The following is a 21,265-nucleotide window of genomic DNA, read 5'->3' as shown; positions in this document are numbered from 1 at the left end:
AAGGAGAAAACCATGAACGGTGTACACGACTTAGGCGGTATGCACGGTTTCGGCCCGGTGCTCACCGAAGAAAATGAACCGATCTTCCATCACGACTGGGAGCGCAGGATCTTTCCGCTGTTCGCCTCGCTCTTCGTCGGCGGACACTTCAATGTCGACGAGTTCCGGCATTCCATTGAACGCATGGAGCCGTCTGAATACTTGCAGTCGAGTTACTACGAGCACTGGCTGCACGCCTTCGAGACCCTGCTGCTGGAAAAAGGCGTGATCAGCGCTGCCGAACTGCAAGGCACGGCCAAACCGACCTCACCGGCGCAGCCCCCTACGGTGCTCACACTGGACATCGTCGAGGCGGTGATCCTCGGTGGCGCCTCATCCAGGGCAAAGGAACATGTCAGCGGCCGCTTCCGGGTCGGTGACCGGGTGCGGACGAAGAATCTCAATCCAACCACCCACACTCGACTGCCGCGTTACGCGCGCGGCAAGGTCGGGACAATCGAGATTGCACACGGAGCGTTTGCTACCCCAGACACGATGGCCCACGGTCTAGGCGAACAACCCCAACAGGTCTATGCCGTTCGCTTCAGTGCTACAGAATTGTGGGGAGTGGCGCGACCGGACAGTGTTTGCATTGATCTGTGGGACAACTATCTGGAGGCCGTATGAGCGCAAGCATGCCTTTCATCCCGCCAATAGCCGGTCTGTCTCTCGACGATGAAGGCCCGGTGTTCGACAAACCTTGGCAGGCCCAGGCCTTTTCCCTGCTGCTGCACCTGCACCAAACCGGTCTGTTTTCCTGGAAGGACTGGGTGCAGGTATTCAGCGACGAGATCAAGGCTGCCCCGGCGCAACCCGGAGAAAGCGTCAACGACACTTACTACCGGCAATGGATTACAGCGATGGAAAGAATGATCACCACACTCGGCTTAGCGGGTATGGAAGACATCACCCAGCGCACCGAGGAATGGCAGCGAGCTTACTTGAATACCCCCCATGGACAACCGGTGGCACTGCTCAATGCGAGTTGCCCACCGGCCCATGGAAACGGGCACGAACACCTGCCACGGCACGAGCCCGTAGCGATCAGCCGTGCCACTCGCTGAGGCCTGGATCGTCTTATTTTTAACTTTCGAGGTCGCGAAGCGGCCAAGGGGCAATCGTCATGCATATCGAACCTAACCTGGTGGAAGCTGGAAAAATCTGGTTGAGCTATGTCACTGCCGCAGGTGTCGGCGCCTACACCCTCAAACTCGCTGCGCAAGCCATCGGTGAGCGTGGTGTCTTCTCGCTGCTAGCTCGCACTGTCACTGCCACGGCCTTGGTGTTCAGCTTCTTCGAGCTACTACCGCACTATCCAGTCGGTGTTTCCGAGGTGCATCTCATCCTGGGGTCAACCCTGTTCCTGCTGCTTGGCGCCGCCCCCGCGGCGGCGGGTCTCGCCCTGGGACTGCTGATCCAGAGCCTGTTCTTCGCGCCATTCGACCTGCCGCAATACGGCATGAACGTCACCACCCTTCTGGTACCGCTGTTCGCAGTCGCTACCCTGGCGAAACGCATCATCGCGCCAAACACGCCGTACGTGGAGCTGAGCTATAGACAAGCTCTGGGGCTGTCGACGGCCTTCCAGGCGGGCATTGTCGCCTGGGTTGCCTTCTGGGCCTTCTACGGGCAAGGCTTCACAGCGGAAAACGCAATGTCAATTCTGACCTTCGGCAGTGCCTACATGACCGTCGTCACCCTCGAGCCGCTGTTGGACCTGGCCGTGCTGGCCGGTGCCAAGGCAACCCATCGCCTGCGTGGCAGCATGCTGGTCGAGCGCCGACTGTACCAGGCCGCCTGAGTCAGCGTACGCCAGTCCAAGTTCAGATCGTCCCCGGGCATTCGAAGGCCGTAATGCTCGGGGCATCAAGAGCAAGAACCGCCCAGAAACCTCGTGAGCAAAGGCAGAGGTATTGATGTTTTTCAGAAATAGCACTCGCAAGGAGCTGAAGCTGCTCGGCGACAGGCTGGAACAACCCGATGGCGAGGGGGTATCCATAGCGGCGAAAGATTCGTTACTGCGGCGGGTACTGGATGGCATAGAACGCCTGCTCGCCGATCGCACGGCGCTCCGACGGCCAGAGCCGGTGAGGCCGAAAGGGCTTCGCAGTAGTCGCCGACGAGGTCCGCAAGCTGGCCACCCGTACCAGCCAGGCGCTCCAACAGGCGGCCGACATGATCGAGAAGTACTGAGTTCGAGCTACTCGGTGCGAATGGGGGGGAAAATGGGGCATAACTCGATTTTTTTGAGCTGAAACCACCGTCCTAGAGCCCAGTCAAAATGTTTTTCGGGGATCCTGAGAGTCTCTGAATCATACCAGAGCAACCTGTCATGTGGACGGCTGCGGTTCACTGCCCGTCCTGCCCCAGAACTCTTCGGCAGACTGACTGAGGACTGCTTTTGGGCGAGTCAGATGAATTTCCAAAGGTATATCCCAGCTTTCGTCGAGCGCTCTGACTAAGCGCCCATCCAGGATTTCTTGCTCGGTGAGGCTCTTGGGTAACCACGCCACGCCTTTGCTTTCCAGGGCCATGGACATGAGTACCGCTGCAAGGTGGCTGCTGAAAAGTGGTTTGAGGTGGAGGTAGTCTTCCTTGCCACGCAGTCTGTGAGCAACGATACGCCCCAGTCCAGACTCATGGGTGTAAGCGAGGTATGGCAATGCCGCAGGCGAGGTGCCGAAGTTAGCGCAAGCACTCGCAAGAGGAACGAGAACGTCCTCACCCACCTTTTTGCTGATGAACTGATCGGGAGCCAGTAGAGGCGGAACGTCGGGATGACGGTGGCAGAGCAGAAACTGGACGTGGCCATGTATCAGCATCTGCTCACAAACAGCCATGCTATCCGAGTGCAGTTTCACGGCCTCAATCGGGGCACCGTTTTCCGAGCTTCGAAGCCACTTGGGGAAAAAAGTAAACGACAGCGAGTGAGTTGCAGCGAATTGCAGCGACCTGGCTGCCATTCCAGCGACCTCCTGAGCCTCGTTGCGCATCCGGTACAAATGTCGGGCAGCTTCCTGGGCGCTGGGCAAAATTTTCCTTCCTGCCTCGGTAAGGATGGCTCCTTGTGGGGTGCGAACAAACAGTTCAACCCCCATCCAATTCTCCAATGAACGCACTCTGCGACTGAAAGCCGGCTGAGTAACATGCCGCGCTTCTGCGGCACGAACAAAGCTGCCGTATTCCGCTAGCGCTGAAAGATCTTCGAGCCAAACGAGTTCCAAGGGCCATGCCTCCCGTGCATAGGGTGCGGCATTAATAGCATTGGGCGGGTGACATCGCAAAGCATAACGTGGGGTCACAAACAACAAGAGGACCCCGTCATGCGCATCGTAGATATTCGTGAAAAAACTGTGTCTATCGCCTCGCCGATCGCCAATGCCTACATCGATTTTTCGAAAATGACCTGCTCAGTTGTCGCGGTCATCACAGATGTGATTCGCGACGGCAAACCCGTCATCGGCTATGGCTTCAACTCCAACGGTCGCTACGGCCAAGGCGCACTGATGCGTGATCGCTTCCTGGCGCGCATCACCGAAGCTGATCCGGATACGCTGGTCGACCATGAAAACAACAACCTGGATCCGTTCGCCATCTGGAAAACCCTGATGACCAACGAAAAGCCAGGCGGCCACGGCGAGCGCTCGGTCGCCGTTGGCACCATCGACATGGCTGTATGGGATGCCGTCGCCAAGATTGAAGGCAAACCGCTGTATCGCCTGCTGGCTGACCGCTACCGTAACGGCGTCGCGGATGACAAGGTCTGGGTCTATGCAGCAGGTGGCTACTACTACCCTGGCAAAGATCAGACCAAGCTCAAAGCAGAAATGCAGAGCTATCTGGATCGTGGCTACGATGTCGTCAAGATGAAAATTGGTGCGGTACCACTGGATGAAGATATTCGTCGCATCGAAGCGGTGCTTGAGGTGGTTGGCGACGGTCGTCGATTGGCGGTCGATGCCAACGGGCGTTTCGATCTACAGACCGGTATTGCTTACGCTGAAGCCATCAAGAAGTACAACCTCTTCTGGTACGAAGAGGTCGGCGATCCGCTGGATTATGCACTCCAGGCTGAGCTTGCCAATCACTATGAGCTGCCCATGGCCACTGGGGAAAACCTGTTCTCCCACCAGGATGCTCGTAACCTCCTGCGCCACGGCGGTATGCGATCTGACCGCGATTACCTCCAGTTCGACTGTGCTCTGTCCTACGGTCTCGTGGAGTACATGCGCACCCTGAAGGTGATGGAAGAAATGGGCTGGTCTTCCCGCCGTGTGGTTCCTCATGGTGGTCACCAGATGTCCCTGAACATCGCAGCCGGACTGCACTTGGGCGGCAACGAATCTTACCCTGACGTGTTCCAGCCCTTCGGCGGTTTCGCTGACGGCATCCGGGTCGAAAACAGCTATGTCGGGCTGCCGGATATTCCAGGTGTCGGCTTCGAAGCCAAGTCCGCTCTGTACGCAGTCATGCGTGAGCTGGGAGAAGGCTGATCACCCTCGATCTGCGGTTTCTTTGAAAGAGGCCGCAGACTTAGGCGTCACCCAGTGACGCCAAGCCACATGCCCATCACAAAAATAAAATGAGGTGCTTACGTGGAAACTTCCAAGTCCCGCTGGTACAGCCAGCTGTATGTCCAAGTGCTGATCGGCATCGTGATCGGTGCAGCAATCGGTTACTTCGTACCTGATATCGGAGCCAAGCTCCAGCCCTTCGCCGATGGCTTCATCAAACTGATCAAAATGCTATTGGCACCGATTATTTTCGGCACCGTGGTCGTGGGTATCGCAAAGATGGGCAGTATCAAAGAGGTCGGTCGGATTGGCGTAAAAGCGCTGATCTACTTTGAGATCCTATCCACCATCGCCTTGGTCGTTGGTCTCATCGTCGTCAACATCGTCAAGCCCGGCGTCGGCATGAACATTAACGCCAGCGCGCTTGATGGAAGTGCTGTCAGCAAGTACAGCCAGGCTGCCAGTGAACAGGGTGGCATCATTGATTTCTTCCTCAACATCATCCCCCCGACGTTCCTTGGCGCATTTTCCAATGGCGTCATGCTCCAAGTCATCCTGCTTTCGATATTGATGGGTATTGCTCTGGTTCAAATGGGCGAAACCAGCAAACCGTTGATCAACACCATAGATCTGTTCCTGCAAGGGCTGTTCAAGATCGTTGCCATGGTCATGCGCTTGGCGCCCATTGGGGCTGGTGCAGGTATGGCGTTCACGATCGGCAAGTACGGGATTGGTACCTTGCTGTCACTCGGTCAGTTGCTGGTCGCGCTCTACATCACAACCCTGGTTTTCATCGTGGTTGTGCTCGGTTCGGTTGCCAGATGGTCGGGTATGCCGTTGATGCAATTTCTCCGCTATTTCAAGGATGAAATTCTCATCACGCTTGGCACCTGTTCAACAGAAGCCGTGCTGCCACGAATGATGGTGAAACTTGAAAAGCTTGGCTGCAAAAAATCGGTGGTGGGCATGGTGCTGCCTACGGGTTACACCTTCAATGCAGATGGCACCTGCATCTATCTCACCATGGCCGCTATCTTCATCGCCCAGGCGACCAATACCCCCCTGAGTTTCATGGATCAGATGATTCTGTTAGGCGTATTCCTGCTGACATCCAAAGGCTCGGCCGGTGTGGCGGGTGCGGGGTTTGTGACGTTGGCTGCAACGCTGACAACCATCCACTCCATTCCTCTGGTAGGGCTCGTCTTGCTCTTGGGCATTGACCGGTTCCTGAACGAAGCGCGGGCCGTGACCAATCTGATCGGCAATGGCATCGGCACCATCGCCATTGCCAAGTGGGATAATTCGTTCGATGTCGAGGCCTGCGAGCGTGAAATTGCTGCCATGAAAAATGAAAAGGCGGCACGGAAGGCATTGCTGGCGCAAAAATAATCTGTAAGCGATCCGGTCATTGCGCGTCAAAAGCGGCTATGACCGGTAGTGCCTTCCAGGTCTCGTTCAACACATGAGGCCTAATGTCCGCAATCAACGCGACCTACGAGGCGCTGGACGGACAAAGTGGCATGGAGGAAGGCGCGTTACTCTTTTTCAGACTTTCGGGGCTGCCAGCACACAGACCATCCATCACCAAGTTCATCAGTCTTGCGAGACGCGAGCGCCATTCGCTCTGGGCATCCATTTGCCATATTCCAGCGATGGCTAGAAAGAAGTCATCGTTGGTTATCCCGCTGCGAATCGTTCCGGCCTTTTCATTTGCCCTCAAAAGCAACTCGGCTGCCGCCTGGACGGGAGCGTATCCGCACTTTCCCGGGAACTCATAAATGGACGCAGCTTGTTGTATGGCAGTCGCAAGCCCTGCCTTCGTCATCGCATATTCAGCAAGGCAGTCCATCCATTCACGGAGGGCCTCTTTAGGTGGTTTGGTCGCGAGGAACTGTTCCGCCAACGCTGCCACCTGCTGCATCTCAAATTGATAAACCTCGAATACCAGCTTCTCTCGGGTGGCGAAATGGCGATAGAACGTGCCCTGCCCCACACCAGCCTTCTTGGCGATCGTGCTCAAGGGAACCGCAGGATCGCGAGTCAGCTCAACCACCGCGACCTCCAGTATCCGTTCGCGGTTTTTCTTGGCGTCAGAACGCATCACCAGCTCGTCAGTCATGAGCAAAGTTTTCCTTCAATGCATTGCTAAGCGGACAGCTGTCCGGTATTTTCTAAAAGTGGACACTTGTCCGATTAACCGTTTTCCCTTGGAGTTTACTATGAACGGCACTGGCAACACGATTCTGGTTACTGGCGGCACCTCGGGCATCGGCCTCGGTCTGGCGCTCAGGCTTCATCAGGCGGGCAATAAAGTCATCATCGCTGGACGTCGCAAGGCTCTGCTCGACAAGATCGCGTCGGAGCATCCAGGTATTGAATCAGTATTGCTGGACATCTGCGATCCGCACTCCATCCAGCGCAGCAGCGAAGCGCTTGCGATCAGCCATCCAAATCTCAACGTTCTCATAAACAATGCCGGGATTATGCAGTGGGAGAATCTGACTGAGCCGCAAGGCCTGCGCACAGCCGAAGATATCGTGACAACGAACTTACTTGGCACGATTCGCATGGTGTATGCATTTACTCCCCAACTGCTCAAACAACCCAGCGCAACCATTATGAACGTCAGCTCGGCCCTGGCATTCGTTCCACTGCCTGCCACACCGACCTACAGCGCCACCAAGGCAGCGGTTCATTCGTTCACTCAAAGTCTTCGAGTACAGTTGGAGGACTCCTCCGTCGAAGTTATCGAGCTTGCGCCGCCGGGTGTGCGCACCACTTTGCTCGGGCAGGAAAATGACGAGCACGCGATGCCTCTGGAGGAGTTTTTGGATGAAATCCTTGAACTGCTAAAGATCTCTCCGACCCCATCAGAACTCGTTGTTGAGCGCGCCAAACCATTAAGGTTTGCTGAAGCGACGGGTTCACATGACGAAGTGTTGAAAATGCTTGCGGCGTACAAACCTCCGGCAGAGTGACATTGACCTTGTGGGTATTGCCTTATGCGGTCATTCGGCTAACCAGATGAGATCGCTCCAGGCAACCACATGCACACGGATCGTGCATTGTTTACCAACAGCATGACCTCTCATTCTTGAAAAGTCGTATTTACCAGAGTCAGACGACAGGCGTGCGCATCCCAGGTTGCAGGCTTCACGGTGCGCTAATTCATTCGCATACCCAGCCAGACAGTCACTTAAATATTGGTTATAGGTAAGGAGGTTCTTAAAGTGAAAATCGGAATTATCGGTGCCGGCAATATTGGGGCTACCCTAGCCTGCAAGCTCGCTGCGTGCGGCCATGAAGTTAAGCTGGCAAACTCGAAAGGCCCTCAGAGCATCCAGAGCCTTGCCAATGAAATCGGCGTGCACGCGGTGACCAAGGAAGATGTTGTTTCCGAGGTAGACGTGATCATCCTCTCGATCCCCTTCGCGAAATACCCAGATCTCAAACAGACGCTGAGTAGTGTCCCCAAGAAAATCGTCGTAATTGACACATCCAATTATTATCCCGGGCGCGATGGGGCAATCAAGGAAGTTGATGACGGCAAGCCCGAGAGCATTTGGGTAAGCGAGCAGATCGGCCACCCGGTCATCAAGGCTTGGAACGCGGTCCTCGCAGCGACCCTTGCCGACAATAGGCAGGCAGACGGGGCTGCAGCACGCATCGCCTTACCGGTAGCCGGGGATGACACTCAGGCTGAGTCAATCGCACGGCATCTCGTTGAGGATACGGGCTTTATCGCACTTGCCGCCGGTAGCCTTGAAGATTCGTGGCGTCAGCAACCAGGTACACCCGCCTATTGCACCGAGCTGACATTGCCGGAGCTGAAATTGGCGCTGCAAGCGGCAGACAAGGCGCGAGCGCCTCAAAACCGCGACGCATTGATCGCCAAGTTTATGACTCCCGGCAGTCAGTTCACACACGAGCAAATTGTTGCCACCAACCGCGCTATGACAGCCTGACTATCGTGTTCGATTGCTGAAAATCATGGCGGTCGCCCTTCGTACGACCACCCCCTTTAAAACACGAAGCTATGCCCCAACTCCCCTTCCATCCAACCCAAGAATCGCCTGACCCTGGGGAAACTGGAATGAGCCTTCGGGAACACCAGGTGGTGGGCGGCCACCGGAGAACTCAAGGCTTCGGGGGCGACCTCAACCAGCGAACCATTGGCGAGGTATTTTTGTGCCAGCAGTGTGCTTTCCAGGGCGAATCCCAAGCCGTGGCTCGCCGCTTCCAGGCTCATGTAGGATCGGTCAAAACTCAAGGCGTAGGGTTTTTCAGGGCGTGCCAGGCCATGCTGGGCGAACCACTCAGGCCATCTGAGCAAGGTCGCTTCGGAAAGGATCAGGTCTTCAGCCAGGAGATCGGTTGCGTTTTTTACCGCGCAGCGCGCGATCAGCTTGGGCGAGGCCAGCACGGCGAAGCTCTCGTTGCGCACGGTGCGCACTTCATAGCTGGGCCAATTCGGCCGGCCGTGGCGAATATCGACATCGATCTTGTCCTGGCTGAAATGCAGCGACTCATAGGAGCAAGACAAATTGATTTGGATGTCCGGGTTGGTCAAGCGAAATGACTCCAACCTTGGCATCAGCCAGAGCAAGCCAAAGCTGGGAGAGGAATGCAGCCGCAGGCAATCCAGACTGACGTCACTCGCTGCGCGCTCGGTGGCGACCTCGAGGCTCTGCAACAAACCGGAAATGTCCTTCAAGTACTGCTCACCGACCGGTGTCAGCGTCACCCCACGGGCTGCCCGCACGAATAACTGTCGGCCAATCATGACCTCCAGTTTGGCCAGTTGGTGGCTGATCGCTGACGGCGTGAGGTCCAGCACTTCGGCGGCTCTTGCCAGGTTGCCAAAACGGGCGGTCTGCTCGAAGGCTTGAATTGCTCTCAGCGGTGGCAGGTTGGATGAAGGGGTATCGTCCTGGCGCATCGGTATTCAGCCTATTGTTTTTGGTCTCGAACGGGTAAGTGCCATTCAAGCATTTGCGATCCGCGTTGACGAGTGCTGAATTTTATTCATCTAGCAGTGACGTTTGCGTTATTGCTCGACATGTCGAGGGAGCCCACTCTGAGTCATCGATCGCTGAATCGAACCATAAAAACAATCAGAGGTACCCCTCATGCTTCTTCAAGACAAGGTCGCGATTATCACTGGCGCCGCATCCGAACGTGGTATCGGCCGCGCAACGGCTGTCACCTTCGCCAGACACGGTGCTCGCGTCGTGATCCTGGATCTCGACGAGGCCGCCGCCCGTGATGCCGCGGCCACCCTCGGCGAAGGCCATCTGGGCCTGGCTGCCAACGTCGCCGACGAAACGCAAGTCAAAGCCGCCGTCGCCAAGGTTATCGAGCGCTACGGCCGTATCGACGTACTCGTCAACAATGCCGGCATCACGCAGCCGATCAAGACCCTGGACATACGCCCGAGCGACTACGACAAGGTCCTGGATGTCAGCCTGCGCGGCACGCTGTTGATGTCCCAGGCGGTCATTCCGCTGATGCGCACTCAGGCTTCGGGCAGCATCGTCTGCATGTCATCCGTATCGGCCCAGCGTGGCGGCGGCATTTTTGGCGGCCCACACTACAGCGCAGCGAAAGCCGGCGTGCTCGGGCTGGGCAAGGCCATGGCGCGCGAATTCGGCGCAGACAACATTCGCGTCAACTCCATCACGCCAGGCTTGATCCATACCGACATCACCGGCGGGCTGATGCAGGATGAGCGCCGCCACGCGATCATCGAAAGCATCCCGCTGGGTCGTCTGGGCGCCGCGCAGGATGTCGCCAATGCGGCTCTGTTTCTCGCCAGCGACTTGTCCTCTTACCTCACCGGCATCACGCTCGATGTAAACGGCGGCATGTTGATCCACTGACGACAGGTGTAAGCACCGCCGCCCATTAAGTTCTGTATCGAAGATACGTCGGGCTCAAGCCCGGCGTTCTATAAAAACAAGAGATCAGACCCTCATGATGACCACCATGACGCTCGACGCTGTGTCCACAGTGCGCTCAAGCGCGTATCGCAAAACCGCCTGGCGACTGATGCCTTTCCTGATGCTGTGCTACCTGTGCGCTTACCTGGACCGGGTAAATGTCGGGTTTGCAAAGCTTCAGATGATGAGTGACCTGTCCCTGAGCGAGACCGTATACGGGCTCGGCGCCGGCATGTTCTTTCTTGGTTATTTTCTCTGCGAAGTGCCAAGCAACCTCATTCTCCACAGGGTCGGTGCCCGCCGCTGGATCGCGCGCATCATGATCTCGTGGGGCATCATCTCCGCCCTCTTCGCCTTCGTGGAAACGGCCTGGCAGTTCTATACGCTGCGTTTTCTGCTCGGGATCGCCGAAGCGGGTCTCGCCCCGGGCTTGCTGCTCTACCTCACTTACTGGTTCCCCTCTTACCGACGGGCAAAAATGACCGTGCTGTGGTTCATTGCCATCCCCCTTTCAGGAATGATCGGTGGACCGCTCTCAGGCTACATCATGACCAAGTTCGCAGGCTTTCACGGTTGGGCGGGCTGGCAGTGGATGTTCGTGATCGAGGCCATTCCGACCGTCATCGTTGGCCTGATGGTGCTGGCTTATCTCAAGGATGGCGTCCACCAGGCGACCTGGCTCACGGAGGAAGAAAAAGCCCTGGTCAGCAAAGAACTGGCCGAGGACAACAGCCGCAAAGTCACCCATGCATCGGTCGGGGCGTTCCTGCGGGACCGCCGCCTGTGGATTCTCGCTTGTATCTACTTTTGCGTGGTCATGGGCCAGTACGCGATCACCTTTTGGCTGCCGACGCTGATCCGTAACGCAGGCGTTGCCGATCCGATGCACATCGGATTGCTCACCAGCCTCCCTTACTTGTGTGCCATCGTCGCGATGGTGCTCATGGGCCGCAGCGGCGACAAGCACCAGGAGCGCCGCTGGCATCTGGTCGGGCCAATGATTGCCGGCGCTTTGGGCCTCACGTTGGCTGCGGTGTTCGGCGGCAACCTGATGCTGTCGGTGTTGTTCTTGTGCCTTGCAGCAGCAGGCGTGCTGTCGGCGTCTTCACTGTTTTGGATGCTGCCTACCACATTGCTCGGTGGCGTCTCCGCCGCAGCGGGGATCGCCGGGATCAACAGCTTCGCCAATCTTGCGGGGTTCTGCTCGCCGTACCTGATTGGATGGATCACCACCACGACCGGTTCGAGCGCCATCGGCATGTACCTGATTACCGGTGTGCTGTGCATCGGTGCCTGCTTGGTGCTGCGCATTCCCGCCGCTTCGGTCAATCGTTGAGTTAACGGAGAATTTCCATGACTGCCACTTTATCCCGCGCCTCCACCACCACCCTGGTGCAACGGGCCCATAACATTCGCCGCCATGCCTTGCGCATGGGGCAAGTCCAGGGCCAGGGCTACGTCGGCCAGGCGCTGGGCGCCGCAGACTTGCTGGCTGTGTCGTACTTTCACGCCTTGAACTACAAGCCCGAACATCCCGAGTGGGAACAGCGCGATCGCTTTTACCTCTCCATCGGCCACTACGCGATCGCGCTGTATGCCGCTCTGATCGAGGCTGAAATCATTCCACTGGATGAGCTTGAAACCTACGGTTCGGATGACAGCCGCCTGCCCATGTCTGGCATGGCCGCCTACACCCCCGGCATGGAGATCACCGGTGGCTCGCTGGGCCAGGGGCTGGGCATCGCCGTAGGCGCCTGCCTGGGTTTGAAGCGCAAGCAATCCGCCTCTTTCGTTTACAACCTGTTATCGGATGGCGAACTGAATGAGGGCTCCACCTGGGAAGCGGTCATGTCAGCCTCCCATTGGAAACTCGACAACCTGATCGCCATCGTCGACGTGAACAATCAGCAAGCCGACGGGCACTCCAGCGAGGTGCTGGCATTCGAACCTATCGTTGATCGATGGCAAGCCTTTGGCTGGTTCACCCAGCGAGTAGACGGTAATGACCTGGACGCCCTGGTCAAGGCGTTCGACGCCGCCCGCAGCCATCCCACCGCGCAACCGCGCGTCATCATCTGCGATACCAAGATGGGCAAAGGGGTGCCGTTCCTGGAAACCCGCGAAAAAACTCACTTCATTCGCGTGGACGAGCATGAATGGGATGTGGCCCTGAACAACCTCGAAGAAGGCAAAACAGCATGAACAACTCACACAACACTAACGCTCAGGTGCCCGCGGTCGCGAAGAAAAAACTGACGACCTCGGCGATGATTGCCTCGATTGCCGCTGAAGGTCAGGCCACCCAATCGGCGCCCTTCGGGCACGCCTTGGCCGCACTCGCGAACCAGCGCCAGGATATCGTGGGTTTATCGGCTGACTTGTCCAAATACACCGACCTGCACATTTTTGCGAAGGCGCACCCCGAGCGTTTCTACCAGATGGGTATGGCTGAGCAGTTATTGATGAGTGCGGCAGCGGGCATGGCGCGGGAGGGATTCGTGCCCTTCGCCACCACTTACGCGGTATTTGCTTCGCGCCGGGCCTATGACTTCATCTGCATGGCGATTGCCGAGGAAAATCTCAACGTCAAAATCGTTTGTGGTTTGCCAGGACTGACCACCGGATATGGCCCCAGCCATCAGGCGACTGACGACTTGGCGATCTTCCGCGCCATGCCGAACCTGATGATCGTCGACCCCTGCGACGCCCTGGAAATCGAACAGGCGGTTCCTGCCATTGCCGCCCATCAAGGGCCCGTCTACATGCGGTTACTGCGGGGCAACGTACCGCTGGTGCTCGACGAATACGGTTATAAGTTCGAGATCGGCAAAGCCAAGACTCTGCGCACGGGCAACGAGGTTTTAATCATTTCCACTGGTTTGATGACAATGCGTGCTTTGGAAGCGGCCAAGGAACTTCAGGCTGACGGCGTGGATGTCGCAGTGCTTCACGTCCCCACCATCAAGCCTTTGGACGAGCAGACCATTCTGGCCGAGGCGAGAAAGCCGGGACGACTGGTCGTGACGGCGGAAAACCACTCCATCATCGGTGGATTGGGCGAAGCCGTGGCGACCGTGCTGTTGCGCAATGGCGTCACGCCGACGTTCCGGCAAATCGCGCTGCCGGACGCCTTTCTCGATGCTGGAGCGCTTCCGACATTGCACGATCGCTATGGGATTTCCACCCAGGCTGTGTGCGCGCAGATCAAGGGTTGGTTATAGGGTTTAAAACCTGCGGGGGCTGAATAAGCCCCTGGCAAGGAGGAAGTACCCCTTGAACACGGATCACCTGCTTGACCCCGATTATGGTTTTTTCCTTGAAGAGCCTTCCAGTCAATGGACCCTCGCCGCTCTCCCCGGTATCCGAGACCGAGTAAGCGCCAACTCGAAAACTCCCGAGATGTCGCACGGCGAACAGCGCTGGACAGGCGCTACCCCTGGCGCCGATAGCGTGCGCATGTGTATTTACCGGCCTGCCCCGGCCTTCGAGGACCAGCTGCTCCCGGCTATCCTGTACTTGCATGGTGGAGGTTTCGTCCTGGGAAGCCCGGAGATGGTCGACGACTACCTGGCCGATCTCGCTGGCCAGTTGAGAACGGTGATCGTCGCGGTCGATTATCGACTGGCCCCGGAGCATCCGTTTCCTGTTCCGCTGGAAGACTGTTACACGGCGCTGGGCTGGCTTTTGCAGCAAAGCCATACGCTGGGCCTTGATCGACAAAAAATCGTCATCATGGGCCACAGTGCCGGAGGCGGCCTGGCCGCAGCGCTGGCCCTACTGGTTCGGGAGCGACACCAATACTCCGTCGCAGGCCTGGTCATGATTTACCCGATGCTCGATCACAGGACCGGCTCGGCGGCAGCCCCCTCGGCCAATCCCACAACCGGCGCATTGAGTTGGAGGCCGCAAGCCAACCAGTTTTGCTGGCAATGCCTGCAAGGGCCCTACGCCCCTGGGGACGAAAAAGCCTTCCTGTTTTCCCCCGCGCTCGCGGTCGATTTGCAGGGTTTACCCCGCAGCTTTACTGGTGTTGGGGGCTTGGATCTGTTTCTGGAGGAAAGTGTGGACTTCGCGCTGAAACTTTCGCGCTCAGGCGTGCCCAGCGAGCTTCACGTCTACCCGGGCGTCCCGCATATGTTCGATCAGTATCCGGGGCGGATGACAGATCAGTGCAGGAACGACGTCGCGATTGCGCTCGGGCGAATGTGGGCAGCATGAGCACGGGGCCTGTCCGACGTTCTCCAAAGCTCAGTCCCTGAGCCATTTGCGGCTTTCAGAGCTTGTGGCTGCCCAGTACCAGGTACCGCTGTGGCGATGCCTTGCGCAGCCGCGCCGCCAGAAACACACCTGCCAGCAGCGCTGCGGGAATGATCGCGCAGAGACCATAGGACAAGGCCTTGCTAGCGCCCGTCAGCACATCGAAATGCACCACCGCGATAACCAGGACCGCCAATAACGCAAGGCAGGAGAAACCGGGGAAAATCCGCCCACGCCAGATCCCCAGCTTGAGCTCGGGATGGCGCTGAGCGAAGACCCATACCGCCGCGGAAGTGAGCGCCATCAGCAAGATCACGCAAAGCGTCGCCAGGTTGGACAGCCAGGCGAACAATTGCAGGATCGGATCGGCGTCCATCGCAGCGAAAATCAGCACGACCACGGCGGAGATCAAGCTCTGCAACGCCGAGCCCATGTGCGGGCTCTGGTGCACACGATGGGTGGTTCCCAGCCGGCTGGGCAGCAGACCGTCACGGCCGATGGCATAGAAGTAACGGGCCGCGGCATTGTGAAAGGCCAGCAGCCCGGCGTAGATGCTGACCATGAACAGCACGCGGATGACCTGGGTCAGCTGCGGGCCGACAAAGTGGTCGGACATGCCATAGATAAAGGTCGTCGGATCCTGCAACGCCTGGAGCGTGGCGACGATTTTGTCCGCCCCTACGCCGATCACCATCGACCAGACCGATAGCGCGTAGAAACCACCGATCAGCAGCACCGAACAGTAGGTGGCAATCGGGATCGTGCGTTGCGGGTTCTTGGCTTCTTCGCCGTAGATGGTGGTGGCCTCGAAGCCGATGAACGCGGCGAAGCAGAACAGCAAGCCGATTGACGGGGTGCCGCTGAGTACGTGGCTGCGATCAAATGCGTCGAGATTGATGCCACTGTCACCGCCCGTCCTGAGAATGGCGAAGTCCAGGAGCAGGATCGCCAGGTATTCGGCGATCACGATGACCGACAACACCCGGGCCGACAGGTCGATCTTGCGATAGCCAAGGATCGCAATGCTGGCCATCGCCATCAGCGAATACGTCCACCAGGGCAACACCAGGCCGAACACACTCTCCATCGTGCCGCTGACCACGCCACCGAACATGCCATACAGGCCCACCTGAAGGATGTTGTAGGCGAACATCGCCAACACCCCCGCAGCCCCGCCAGCCAAACCACCCAGGCCGCGAGCAGTGAATGCATAGAAACCACCGGCGTTGGTGACATGCCGGGACATGGTGGTGTAACCCACCGAGAAGGCCAGCAACACCAGCAGGGCCAGGATCAGCAATGCCGGTGTACCGGCGCCGTTGCCCAGCATGATGCCTATGGGGAAGCCGCCAGCGATGACACTCAAGGGACTCGCCGCCGAAACCACGAAGAAGATGATGAAGCCGACACCCAGGGCCCCACGCTTGAGCTCCGTGGAGTTGTTGACCGGGAGAGATACACTCATGTTTTCTTGACCTTATTGTATGAGGCAGTCGCTGTGGGATCGATGCAGTCAACCGCTCACCGCCACCGAATAGCGTTGTTGTTCTTGTTGCACGCTGGATTCGATCCTATGCCTCTCCCTGAACGCTCCACTATCCCAAATCGGTAACCAGAGTTCGCTCGTCAAAAAAACCGAAGGGCTGTCATCCGTCCCCCGCTATCACCTCATTGCAAAGCGATGCGCGCCGTCAGTTCCGCCGCTGCGCCGGTCACCAGGTCGCACAGGTAGCCCGGTTGAAAAGCACGGAACCGCTCACTGCGTCCAACCAGGGTCATGCTGCCAAGGACGCGCTGCTTTTCGTCGAAAATCGGCGCGGCGACGCCACTGCGTCCCGGGTGCAGCTCGCTTTCGCTGATACAGTAACCCTGCTTGCGAATGGCGAGCAGGCTCTTGCTGAACGGCTTCCACGCCAAGCCCTGCTGCTGCGGTTCGGTTGGCTTCGCGTGAACGTCATAGATGCGGCGGATCTGGCGCGGCAGCAGATACGCCAATACGACCCGGGAAGTCGCGCTGTGGAGCAGATCGATCGGTCGCCCCCTGTCGCCACCGACCGGGCCGGCATCGGAACCCCGCTGGATCAGCACGTTGACCACTGAATCACCATGCCATTCGCTGACCAGCGCATCCAGGCCGGTATCGTCGACCAATTTATCGACCAGGTCCCGGCTGCACGCCAGCAACGGATCGTACTTCGTCATCTGATGCTCCAGCGTGACGATTCGCGGGCCGAGTGCGTAGCCGCGCGGTAATCGCTTCAGGAAGCCCGCATCGCCGAGCTCGCGCAGATAACGATAGGCGGTCGCGGGTGTAAAGCCGAGCTCCTGGCAAATGGTCTCCACGTCAATGACCGGCTGATCAGGCCGAAACAGGTCGAACACCATGAGCAGGCGGCGAAGGCTATTCATCTTTGCTACATCCTTGTGCAGTCGACACCATGCTCGGTAGATGCTCAGGCGCGCGCGCAATCGGCGATGGCCGCGCGGGTGGTATGGGAGGGCAATTCTGCGAACAGTTCCTGGTACTCCGCCGCAAAATGGCTGAGGTGATAGAAGCCCCATTGGGCCGCGGCATCGCCGATCGAGAGGTGCGCGGCCTGGGTGGACATCAAGGTCCGACGTACACCGTTGAGCCGCACGGAGCGCAAGTAATTGATGGGTGTCGTCTCGGCAACCGAGCGGAAGCTGTTCTGCACGGTACGTCGACTCACCTGGAGTCGCTGGCACAACTCGTCCACGCTGGGCACGTTGTTCAATTCCGCGGTCGCCAGGCGATGGCATTTCTCGACAATGAAGCTGCGTGTGGAGCTTGGAAGACGCTGCTGCTTGTCGCAGGCCGGGTCGGTCATCAGTTGCAGCAACTCGCCGAGCATGGCCTGTTCCAGTTCCAGCTCCCGATCTTGCGTATTGCCAAGATCTTCGTTCGAGAGCGCCTGGGAGAATACAGCCAGCATTCGACGTCGAGCGTCTGCATAGCGCTGCGTGGAGACCCTGATCACCGGTTGACGCAGCAACTGGCTGATTTCCTTGGCCGACGCCGTTTGCGCCAATGCCTGCTCGAACAGTTCACGTTCGAAGGTAATGGCCAGCAGTTCCATGCCCATCGGCATGTGAAACATGAACTCCTCGCCACCGTGAAGAAAGAACAGGCTGCTGTCGTCCACTTCCCGCCCCTGCATCCGAATCGAACCCGGAACGGTGATGGGCACGGCAAAGCACATCTTGCCCCGGGGCGCCACGCCATGCTGCACCACGCGTTGGTTGATCTGCTCACGGAATATGTGGCAACGCGCCGTCGTCAACTGTATGAGCGAACTCTCGATCGAGCCAGCGGTTAACTGGCTGTAGTCCTGATTCCACTCCTGGACGGTAGCGGCGTGGACATGGATGTCACGAAAGTGGCTGATGTTCTGAATTTTCATGATGACGAAAGCCTCGGCCAATATTCTTCTTTTTAGGTTGCCTTCTTGTGCGATATTCTCACATTAAGAGAATTATGCAAATTTCTTTACGCAAGGAGCCGCTCATCGAAATCAGCGTTCGAGGCGACCCTCCCAATGTGCCGATTCGGGCTACCGGCCAGGCGGAAGCGACGGGGATGATCGAGACACTGAAACCGACATCCTGAGAGACCGTCATGAGTGAAACCAAGCTTGAATCCCTCCACTTCGCGGATGCCCCGCGGATCATTTCCACCATTCCCGGTCCCAAGACCACCGAGGCCCTGGCGTTGTCGGCGCGTACCGAGTCGATGGCCCGCGGCGGCGGACGCATGCCCGTGGCCATGGACCGGGCGTTCGGCGCGACCTTCAAGGACGCTGATGGCAACACCTATATCGATTTGTCCGCAGGTGTGGGCGTCAGCAGCGTAGGTCGCTGCCACCCGAAAGTGGTGCAGGCCATCCGCGAACAGTCCGAAGTGCTGATGCACGCCCTGGAAGTCAACAGCACCCGCCGCACCGAGTTGGCCGCCAAGCTCTCCGAGATCGCGCCCGACGGCTTGCGCGGCGATTGCATTACGTTCTTCACGCAAAGCGGTAGCGATGCGCTGGAAGCCGCGATCAAGTTCGCCAAACGCGTCACCGGACGGCACCAGATCATCGCCTTCCATGGCGGCTACCACGGCGTGTGGAACGCCTCCGGTGCGCTGACCACCGGCACGGCCTACCGCAAGGGCTACGGTGCCCAGATGGGCGGCGTCATTCACGCCCCCTACCCTTATGCCTACCGCTTCCCCTTCGACACCACGCACAAAAGCGCCGAACAGATCGCCGGCGACTACGTGGATTACCTGCTGAATACCCCTTACACCGCCGCCGATGACGTGGCCGCCGTGATCGTGGAGCCGGTACAGGGTGAAGGCGGCTACGTGCCTCCCTCGCCAGAGTTCCTGCAACTGCTGCGCAAGGCCTGCGACCTCAGCGGCGCGCTGTTGATCGTCGATGAAGTGCAATCCGGCGCGGGGCGTACCGGCAAGATGTGGGCGGTCGAACATTCCGGCGTGAAACCCGACATGCTCACCTTCGGCAAGGGCATTGGCAGCGACCTGCCGATGGCGGGCCTGATCATGCGTTCGGACCTGGCAGCCGCGATCCCCGACGGATCGATGCCCAATACCTTCGCCGCCAACTCGCTGTCCGCGGCAGTGGCGCTGACCAACATCAGCATCCTGCAGGACCCGGAGCTAGATCTGCTCAATCGCGCGCACACGCTGGGCCTGGAGGCTCAGGAACGTATCCGTGGCTTCAAGAGCCCCTTCGTCGGCGAGGTACGCGGTCGTGGCCTGATGATCGGTATCGAGCTAGTCGAAGACCCGGTCACCAAGGCACCGCTGGAGGGCGCCAAGATCGGTCAACTCATGGGTTACCTGCTGAACCACGGCGTGCTGATGATTCCCTGCGGTCGCTACAGCAACGTGATGCGCGTCATGCCCTCGCTGACGATCACACGCTCGCTGTTTTTCAAGGCGCTGGACATCTTTGGCGACGCCCTGGCCTCCCTCGAAGCATGAGGCGTGCCCCACCGATCACTCACATTACGCAGGGCCCCTGACATGACTCAGCACCTGAATCACTTCATCCAAGGAGCGTCCTTAGAAGCCTCCGACGGTGGACGCATGACCCTCATCAACCCTGTGACAGAGCAGGTGTACGGTAGCTCCGCATGCGGCACGAGCGCGGATGTGGACCGCGCCGTGGAGGCAGCGCGCAGCCAACTCGAGGATGGCGCCTGGAGCCAGCTCGACGGCGCCCAGCGCGGTCGACTGCTGTCGAAGCTGGCTGACCTGGTGGAACGCGACACCGACTTGCTGGCCGATCTGGACGCCAACGCCATCGGTCGCTCCCCGGTCGAGCCGCGCCGGATGGACCTGCCCAACGCGGTCGCCAACCTGCGCGCCGCTGCTGGCTGGGCCAACCAGTTGGAGGGGCGCACCATTCCCACCGGCGGCTATTTCGGCAGCAAGACCCTCTCGTACACGGTGCGCGAGCCGGTGGGCGTGGTCGGTGCCATCGTGCCCTGGAATTCGCCGCTGATGATCACGGTCTGGAAGCTCGCCGCTTTGCTGGCCGCCGGCTGCACCGTGGTCATCAAACCTTCGGAAGAGACACCGCAATCGGCCCTGCACCTGGCCGCGCTGGCTCAGGAAGCGGGCTTCCCTGACGGTGTGATCAACGTGGTTACCGGCTACGGTGCACAGGTGGGTCGCGCCTTGTGCGAACACCCGCACGTGGCCAAGATCAGTTTCACCGGCAGCCCCGAGGCCGGACGCGAGATCCAGCGCACCGCCGGCGTGCTGTTCAAGCGTGTGGCGCTGGAGCTGGGCGGCAAGAGCCCACAGATTGTCTTTGATGACGCGTCCTTCGACGACGCGTTGCGCGGCTGCGCGCTCGGCTTGTTCGTCAACCAGGGCCAGGTCTGTGCCGCCGGCTCGCGTATCCTGGTACAACGCAGCATCGCCGATCGCTTCGCCGCAGCGCTTGCCGATGCTGCTCGAGCAGTCAAGGTAGGCGATCCTCGACAGCCCGACGTGCAGATGGGGCCAGTGGCCAAGAAAGCACAGTTCGAACGGGTCAACCGTTACATCCAGCTGGGCATCGAACAAGGCGCCTCCCTGCTGGCCGGCGGCGTATCGAACCCCGAGCGGGGCTGGTTTGTGCAGCCGACCATCTTCGCCAACGCCAGCAACGACATGGCGATCGCCCGAGACGAGATCTTCGGCCCCGTTGGCACGGTGATCACGTTCGACAGCGAAGATGAGGCGGTCGCAATGGCCAACGATTCCACCTACGGCCTGGCGGCCACGATCTGGACCAGCGACCTGGTGCGAGCGCACCGCGTTGCCGCGGCGGTAAAGGCCGGTGCCGTGGGCATCAACTGCTGGAGCCCGCTGGACGCCAACCTGCCCTGGGGCGGCGTCAAGTCCAGTGGCATTGGCCGTGAAGGCGGGTTCAGCGGCGCGTTGGCCTATACCGAAGAAAAGGTCATCACCGTGTTGCTGCCTAACTGAGAACAAAA

At 58.9% G+C, this 21,265-nt stretch carries 20 protein-coding genes and 1 pseudogene; 15 read left to right on the top strand and 6 right to left on the bottom strand.

The window, feature by feature from the left end:
• Positions 1-12 precede the first annotated feature (12 nt).
• From nthB to PBDP_RS30310, 4 genes and pseudogenes are all read left to right on the top strand, one after another.
• Positions 13-666, top strand: coding sequence for a nitrile hydratase subunit beta (nthB, locus tag PBDP_RS14650; RefSeq protein WP_212802446.1), 654 nt, complete (start codon positions 13-15; stop codon positions 664-666).
• Positions 663-1,103 carry a nitrile hydratase accessory protein gene (locus PBDP_RS14645; protein WP_212802445.1) on the top strand — a complete coding sequence of 147 codons (441 nt, stop codon included), beginning with the start codon at positions 663-665 and terminating at the stop codon, positions 1,101-1,103. Before nthB ends, PBDP_RS14645 begins: the two co-directional genes overlap by 4 nt.
• Positions 1,104-1,162: 59 nt before the next feature.
• Entirely contained in the window at positions 1,163-1,840 is a 678-nt protein-coding gene (locus PBDP_RS14640) for an energy-coupling factor ABC transporter permease (protein WP_025569543.1), read from the top strand.
• Positions 1,841-2,116: 276 nt separating this feature from the next.
• Positions 2,117-2,232 (top strand): annotated as a pseudogene (locus PBDP_RS30310) (methyl-accepting chemotaxis protein); the annotation flags it as partial.
• 137 nt (positions 2,233-2,369) lie between these two features.
• Here PBDP_RS30310 and PBDP_RS14635 read toward each other — a convergent pair.
• Entirely contained in the window at positions 2,370-3,263 is an 894-nt protein-coding gene (locus tag PBDP_RS14635; protein ID WP_109755441.1) for a LysR family transcriptional regulator, read from the bottom strand.
• A 99-nt stretch (positions 3,264-3,362) separates the two neighbouring features.
• On the opposite strand from PBDP_RS14635, the gene PBDP_RS14630 reads away from it, so the two are divergent.
• Both PBDP_RS14630 and dctA read left to right on the top strand, forming a co-directional pair.
• Positions 3,363-4,532: a mandelate racemase/muconate lactonizing enzyme family protein gene (locus PBDP_RS14630; protein ID WP_212802444.1), complete on the top strand. Its 1,170-nt coding sequence runs from the start codon at positions 3,363-3,365 to the stop codon at positions 4,530-4,532.
• 102 nt (positions 4,533-4,634) lie between these two features.
• A complete protein-coding gene (gene dctA, locus PBDP_RS14625) occupies positions 4,635-5,942 on the top strand; it encodes a C4-dicarboxylate transporter DctA (protein WP_109755439.1) in 1,308 nt (435 codons plus the stop codon).
• Positions 5,943-6,045: 103 nt separating this feature from the next.
• On the opposite strand, the gene PBDP_RS14620 is transcribed toward dctA, so the two are convergent.
• The gene (locus PBDP_RS14620) at positions 6,046-6,672 is read right to left on the bottom strand and encodes a TetR/AcrR family transcriptional regulator (RefSeq protein WP_178082499.1); all 627 of its coding nucleotides are present in this window, start codon (positions 6,670-6,672) and stop codon (positions 6,046-6,048) included.
• A 100-nt stretch (positions 6,673-6,772) separates the two neighbouring features.
• Between PBDP_RS14620 and PBDP_RS14615 the strand changes: the two genes are divergently transcribed.
• Together PBDP_RS14615 and PBDP_RS14610 are read left to right on the top strand one after the other, a co-directional pair.
• Positions 6,773-7,531, top strand: coding sequence for an SDR family oxidoreductase (locus PBDP_RS14615; protein WP_109755438.1), 759 nt, complete (start codon positions 6,773-6,775; stop codon positions 7,529-7,531).
• Positions 7,532-7,762: 231 nt separating this feature from the next.
• Complete coding sequence (locus tag PBDP_RS14610; protein ID WP_212802505.1) at positions 7,763-8,518, top strand: NADPH-dependent F420 reductase; 756 nt, start codon at positions 7,763-7,765, stop codon at positions 8,516-8,518.
• A gap of 56 nt (positions 8,519-8,574) precedes the next feature.
• Here PBDP_RS14610 and PBDP_RS14605 read toward each other — a convergent pair whose 3' ends face one another.
• The gene (locus PBDP_RS14605) at positions 8,575-9,492 is read right to left on the bottom strand and encodes a LysR substrate-binding domain-containing protein (protein WP_109755437.1); all 918 of its coding nucleotides are present in this window, start codon (positions 9,490-9,492) and stop codon (positions 8,575-8,577) included.
• 190 nt (positions 9,493-9,682) lie between these two features.
• Between PBDP_RS14605 and PBDP_RS14600 the strand changes: the two genes are divergently transcribed.
• The 5 genes from PBDP_RS14600 (at position 9,683) to PBDP_RS14580 (ending at position 14,710) form a co-directional block, all read left to right on the top strand.
• Positions 9,683-10,432: an SDR family NAD(P)-dependent oxidoreductase gene (locus PBDP_RS14600; RefSeq protein WP_212802443.1), complete on the top strand. Its 750-nt coding sequence runs from the start codon at positions 9,683-9,685 to the stop codon at positions 10,430-10,432.
• A gap of 94 nt (positions 10,433-10,526) precedes the next feature.
• Positions 10,527-11,828 (top strand): MFS transporter, encoded by a 1,302-nt coding sequence (locus tag PBDP_RS14595; RefSeq protein ID WP_163858786.1) that lies wholly within the window; start codon positions 10,527-10,529, stop codon positions 11,826-11,828.
• A 17-nt stretch (positions 11,829-11,845) separates the two neighbouring features.
• Positions 11,846-12,694, top strand: coding sequence for a transketolase (locus PBDP_RS14590; protein ID WP_109755434.1), 849 nt, complete (start codon positions 11,846-11,848; stop codon positions 12,692-12,694).
• Positions 12,691-13,713 (top strand): transketolase family protein, encoded by a 1,023-nt coding sequence (locus PBDP_RS14585; RefSeq protein ID WP_109755433.1) that lies wholly within the window; start codon positions 12,691-12,693, stop codon positions 13,711-13,713. Before PBDP_RS14590 ends, PBDP_RS14585 begins: the two co-directional genes overlap by 4 nt.
• Before the next feature lie 52 nt (positions 13,714-13,765).
• Positions 13,766-14,710, top strand: coding sequence for an alpha/beta hydrolase (locus tag PBDP_RS14580; protein ID WP_212802442.1), 945 nt, complete (start codon positions 13,766-13,768; stop codon positions 14,708-14,710).
• 55 nt (positions 14,711-14,765) lie between these two features.
• On the opposite strand, the gene PBDP_RS14575 is transcribed toward PBDP_RS14580, so the two are convergent.
• The 3 genes from PBDP_RS14575 to PBDP_RS14565 form a co-directional block, all read right to left on the bottom strand.
• The gene (locus PBDP_RS14575; protein WP_109755431.1) at positions 14,766-16,214 is read right to left on the bottom strand and encodes an APC family permease; all 1,449 of its coding nucleotides are present in this window, start codon (positions 16,212-16,214) and stop codon (positions 14,766-14,768) included.
• A gap of 203 nt (positions 16,215-16,417) precedes the next feature.
• The gene (locus PBDP_RS14570) at positions 16,418-17,158 is read right to left on the bottom strand and encodes an IclR family transcriptional regulator (protein ID WP_109755430.1); all 741 of its coding nucleotides are present in this window, start codon (positions 17,156-17,158) and stop codon (positions 16,418-16,420) included.
• A 44-nt stretch (positions 17,159-17,202) separates the two neighbouring features.
• A complete protein-coding gene (locus PBDP_RS14565) occupies positions 17,203-18,171 on the bottom strand; it encodes a helix-turn-helix domain-containing protein (protein ID WP_109755470.1) in 969 nt (322 codons plus the stop codon).
• A gap of 215 nt (positions 18,172-18,386) precedes the next feature.
• Here PBDP_RS14565 and PBDP_RS14560 point away from each other — a divergent pair, with 215 nt between their 5' ends.
• A complete protein-coding gene (locus PBDP_RS14560; protein WP_109755429.1) occupies positions 18,387-19,760 on the top strand; it encodes an aspartate aminotransferase family protein in 1,374 nt (457 codons plus the stop codon).
• Between the two features lie 42 nt (positions 19,761-19,802).
• The gene (locus tag PBDP_RS14555) at positions 19,803-21,257 is read left to right on the top strand and encodes an aldehyde dehydrogenase family protein (RefSeq protein WP_212802441.1); all 1,455 of its coding nucleotides are present in this window, start codon (positions 19,803-19,805) and stop codon (positions 21,255-21,257) included.
• The last annotated feature ends 8 nt before the right edge of the window (positions 21,258-21,265 follow it).

Origin of the sequence: Pseudomonas sp. St290 (assembly GCF_018325805.1) — a bacterium.
In the GTDB taxonomy this organism is placed as follows: Bacteria; Pseudomonadota; Gammaproteobacteria; order Pseudomonadales; family Pseudomonadaceae; genus Aquipseudomonas; species Aquipseudomonas bijieensis.
This window is presented reverse-complemented; position numbering and strand designations above follow the sequence as displayed.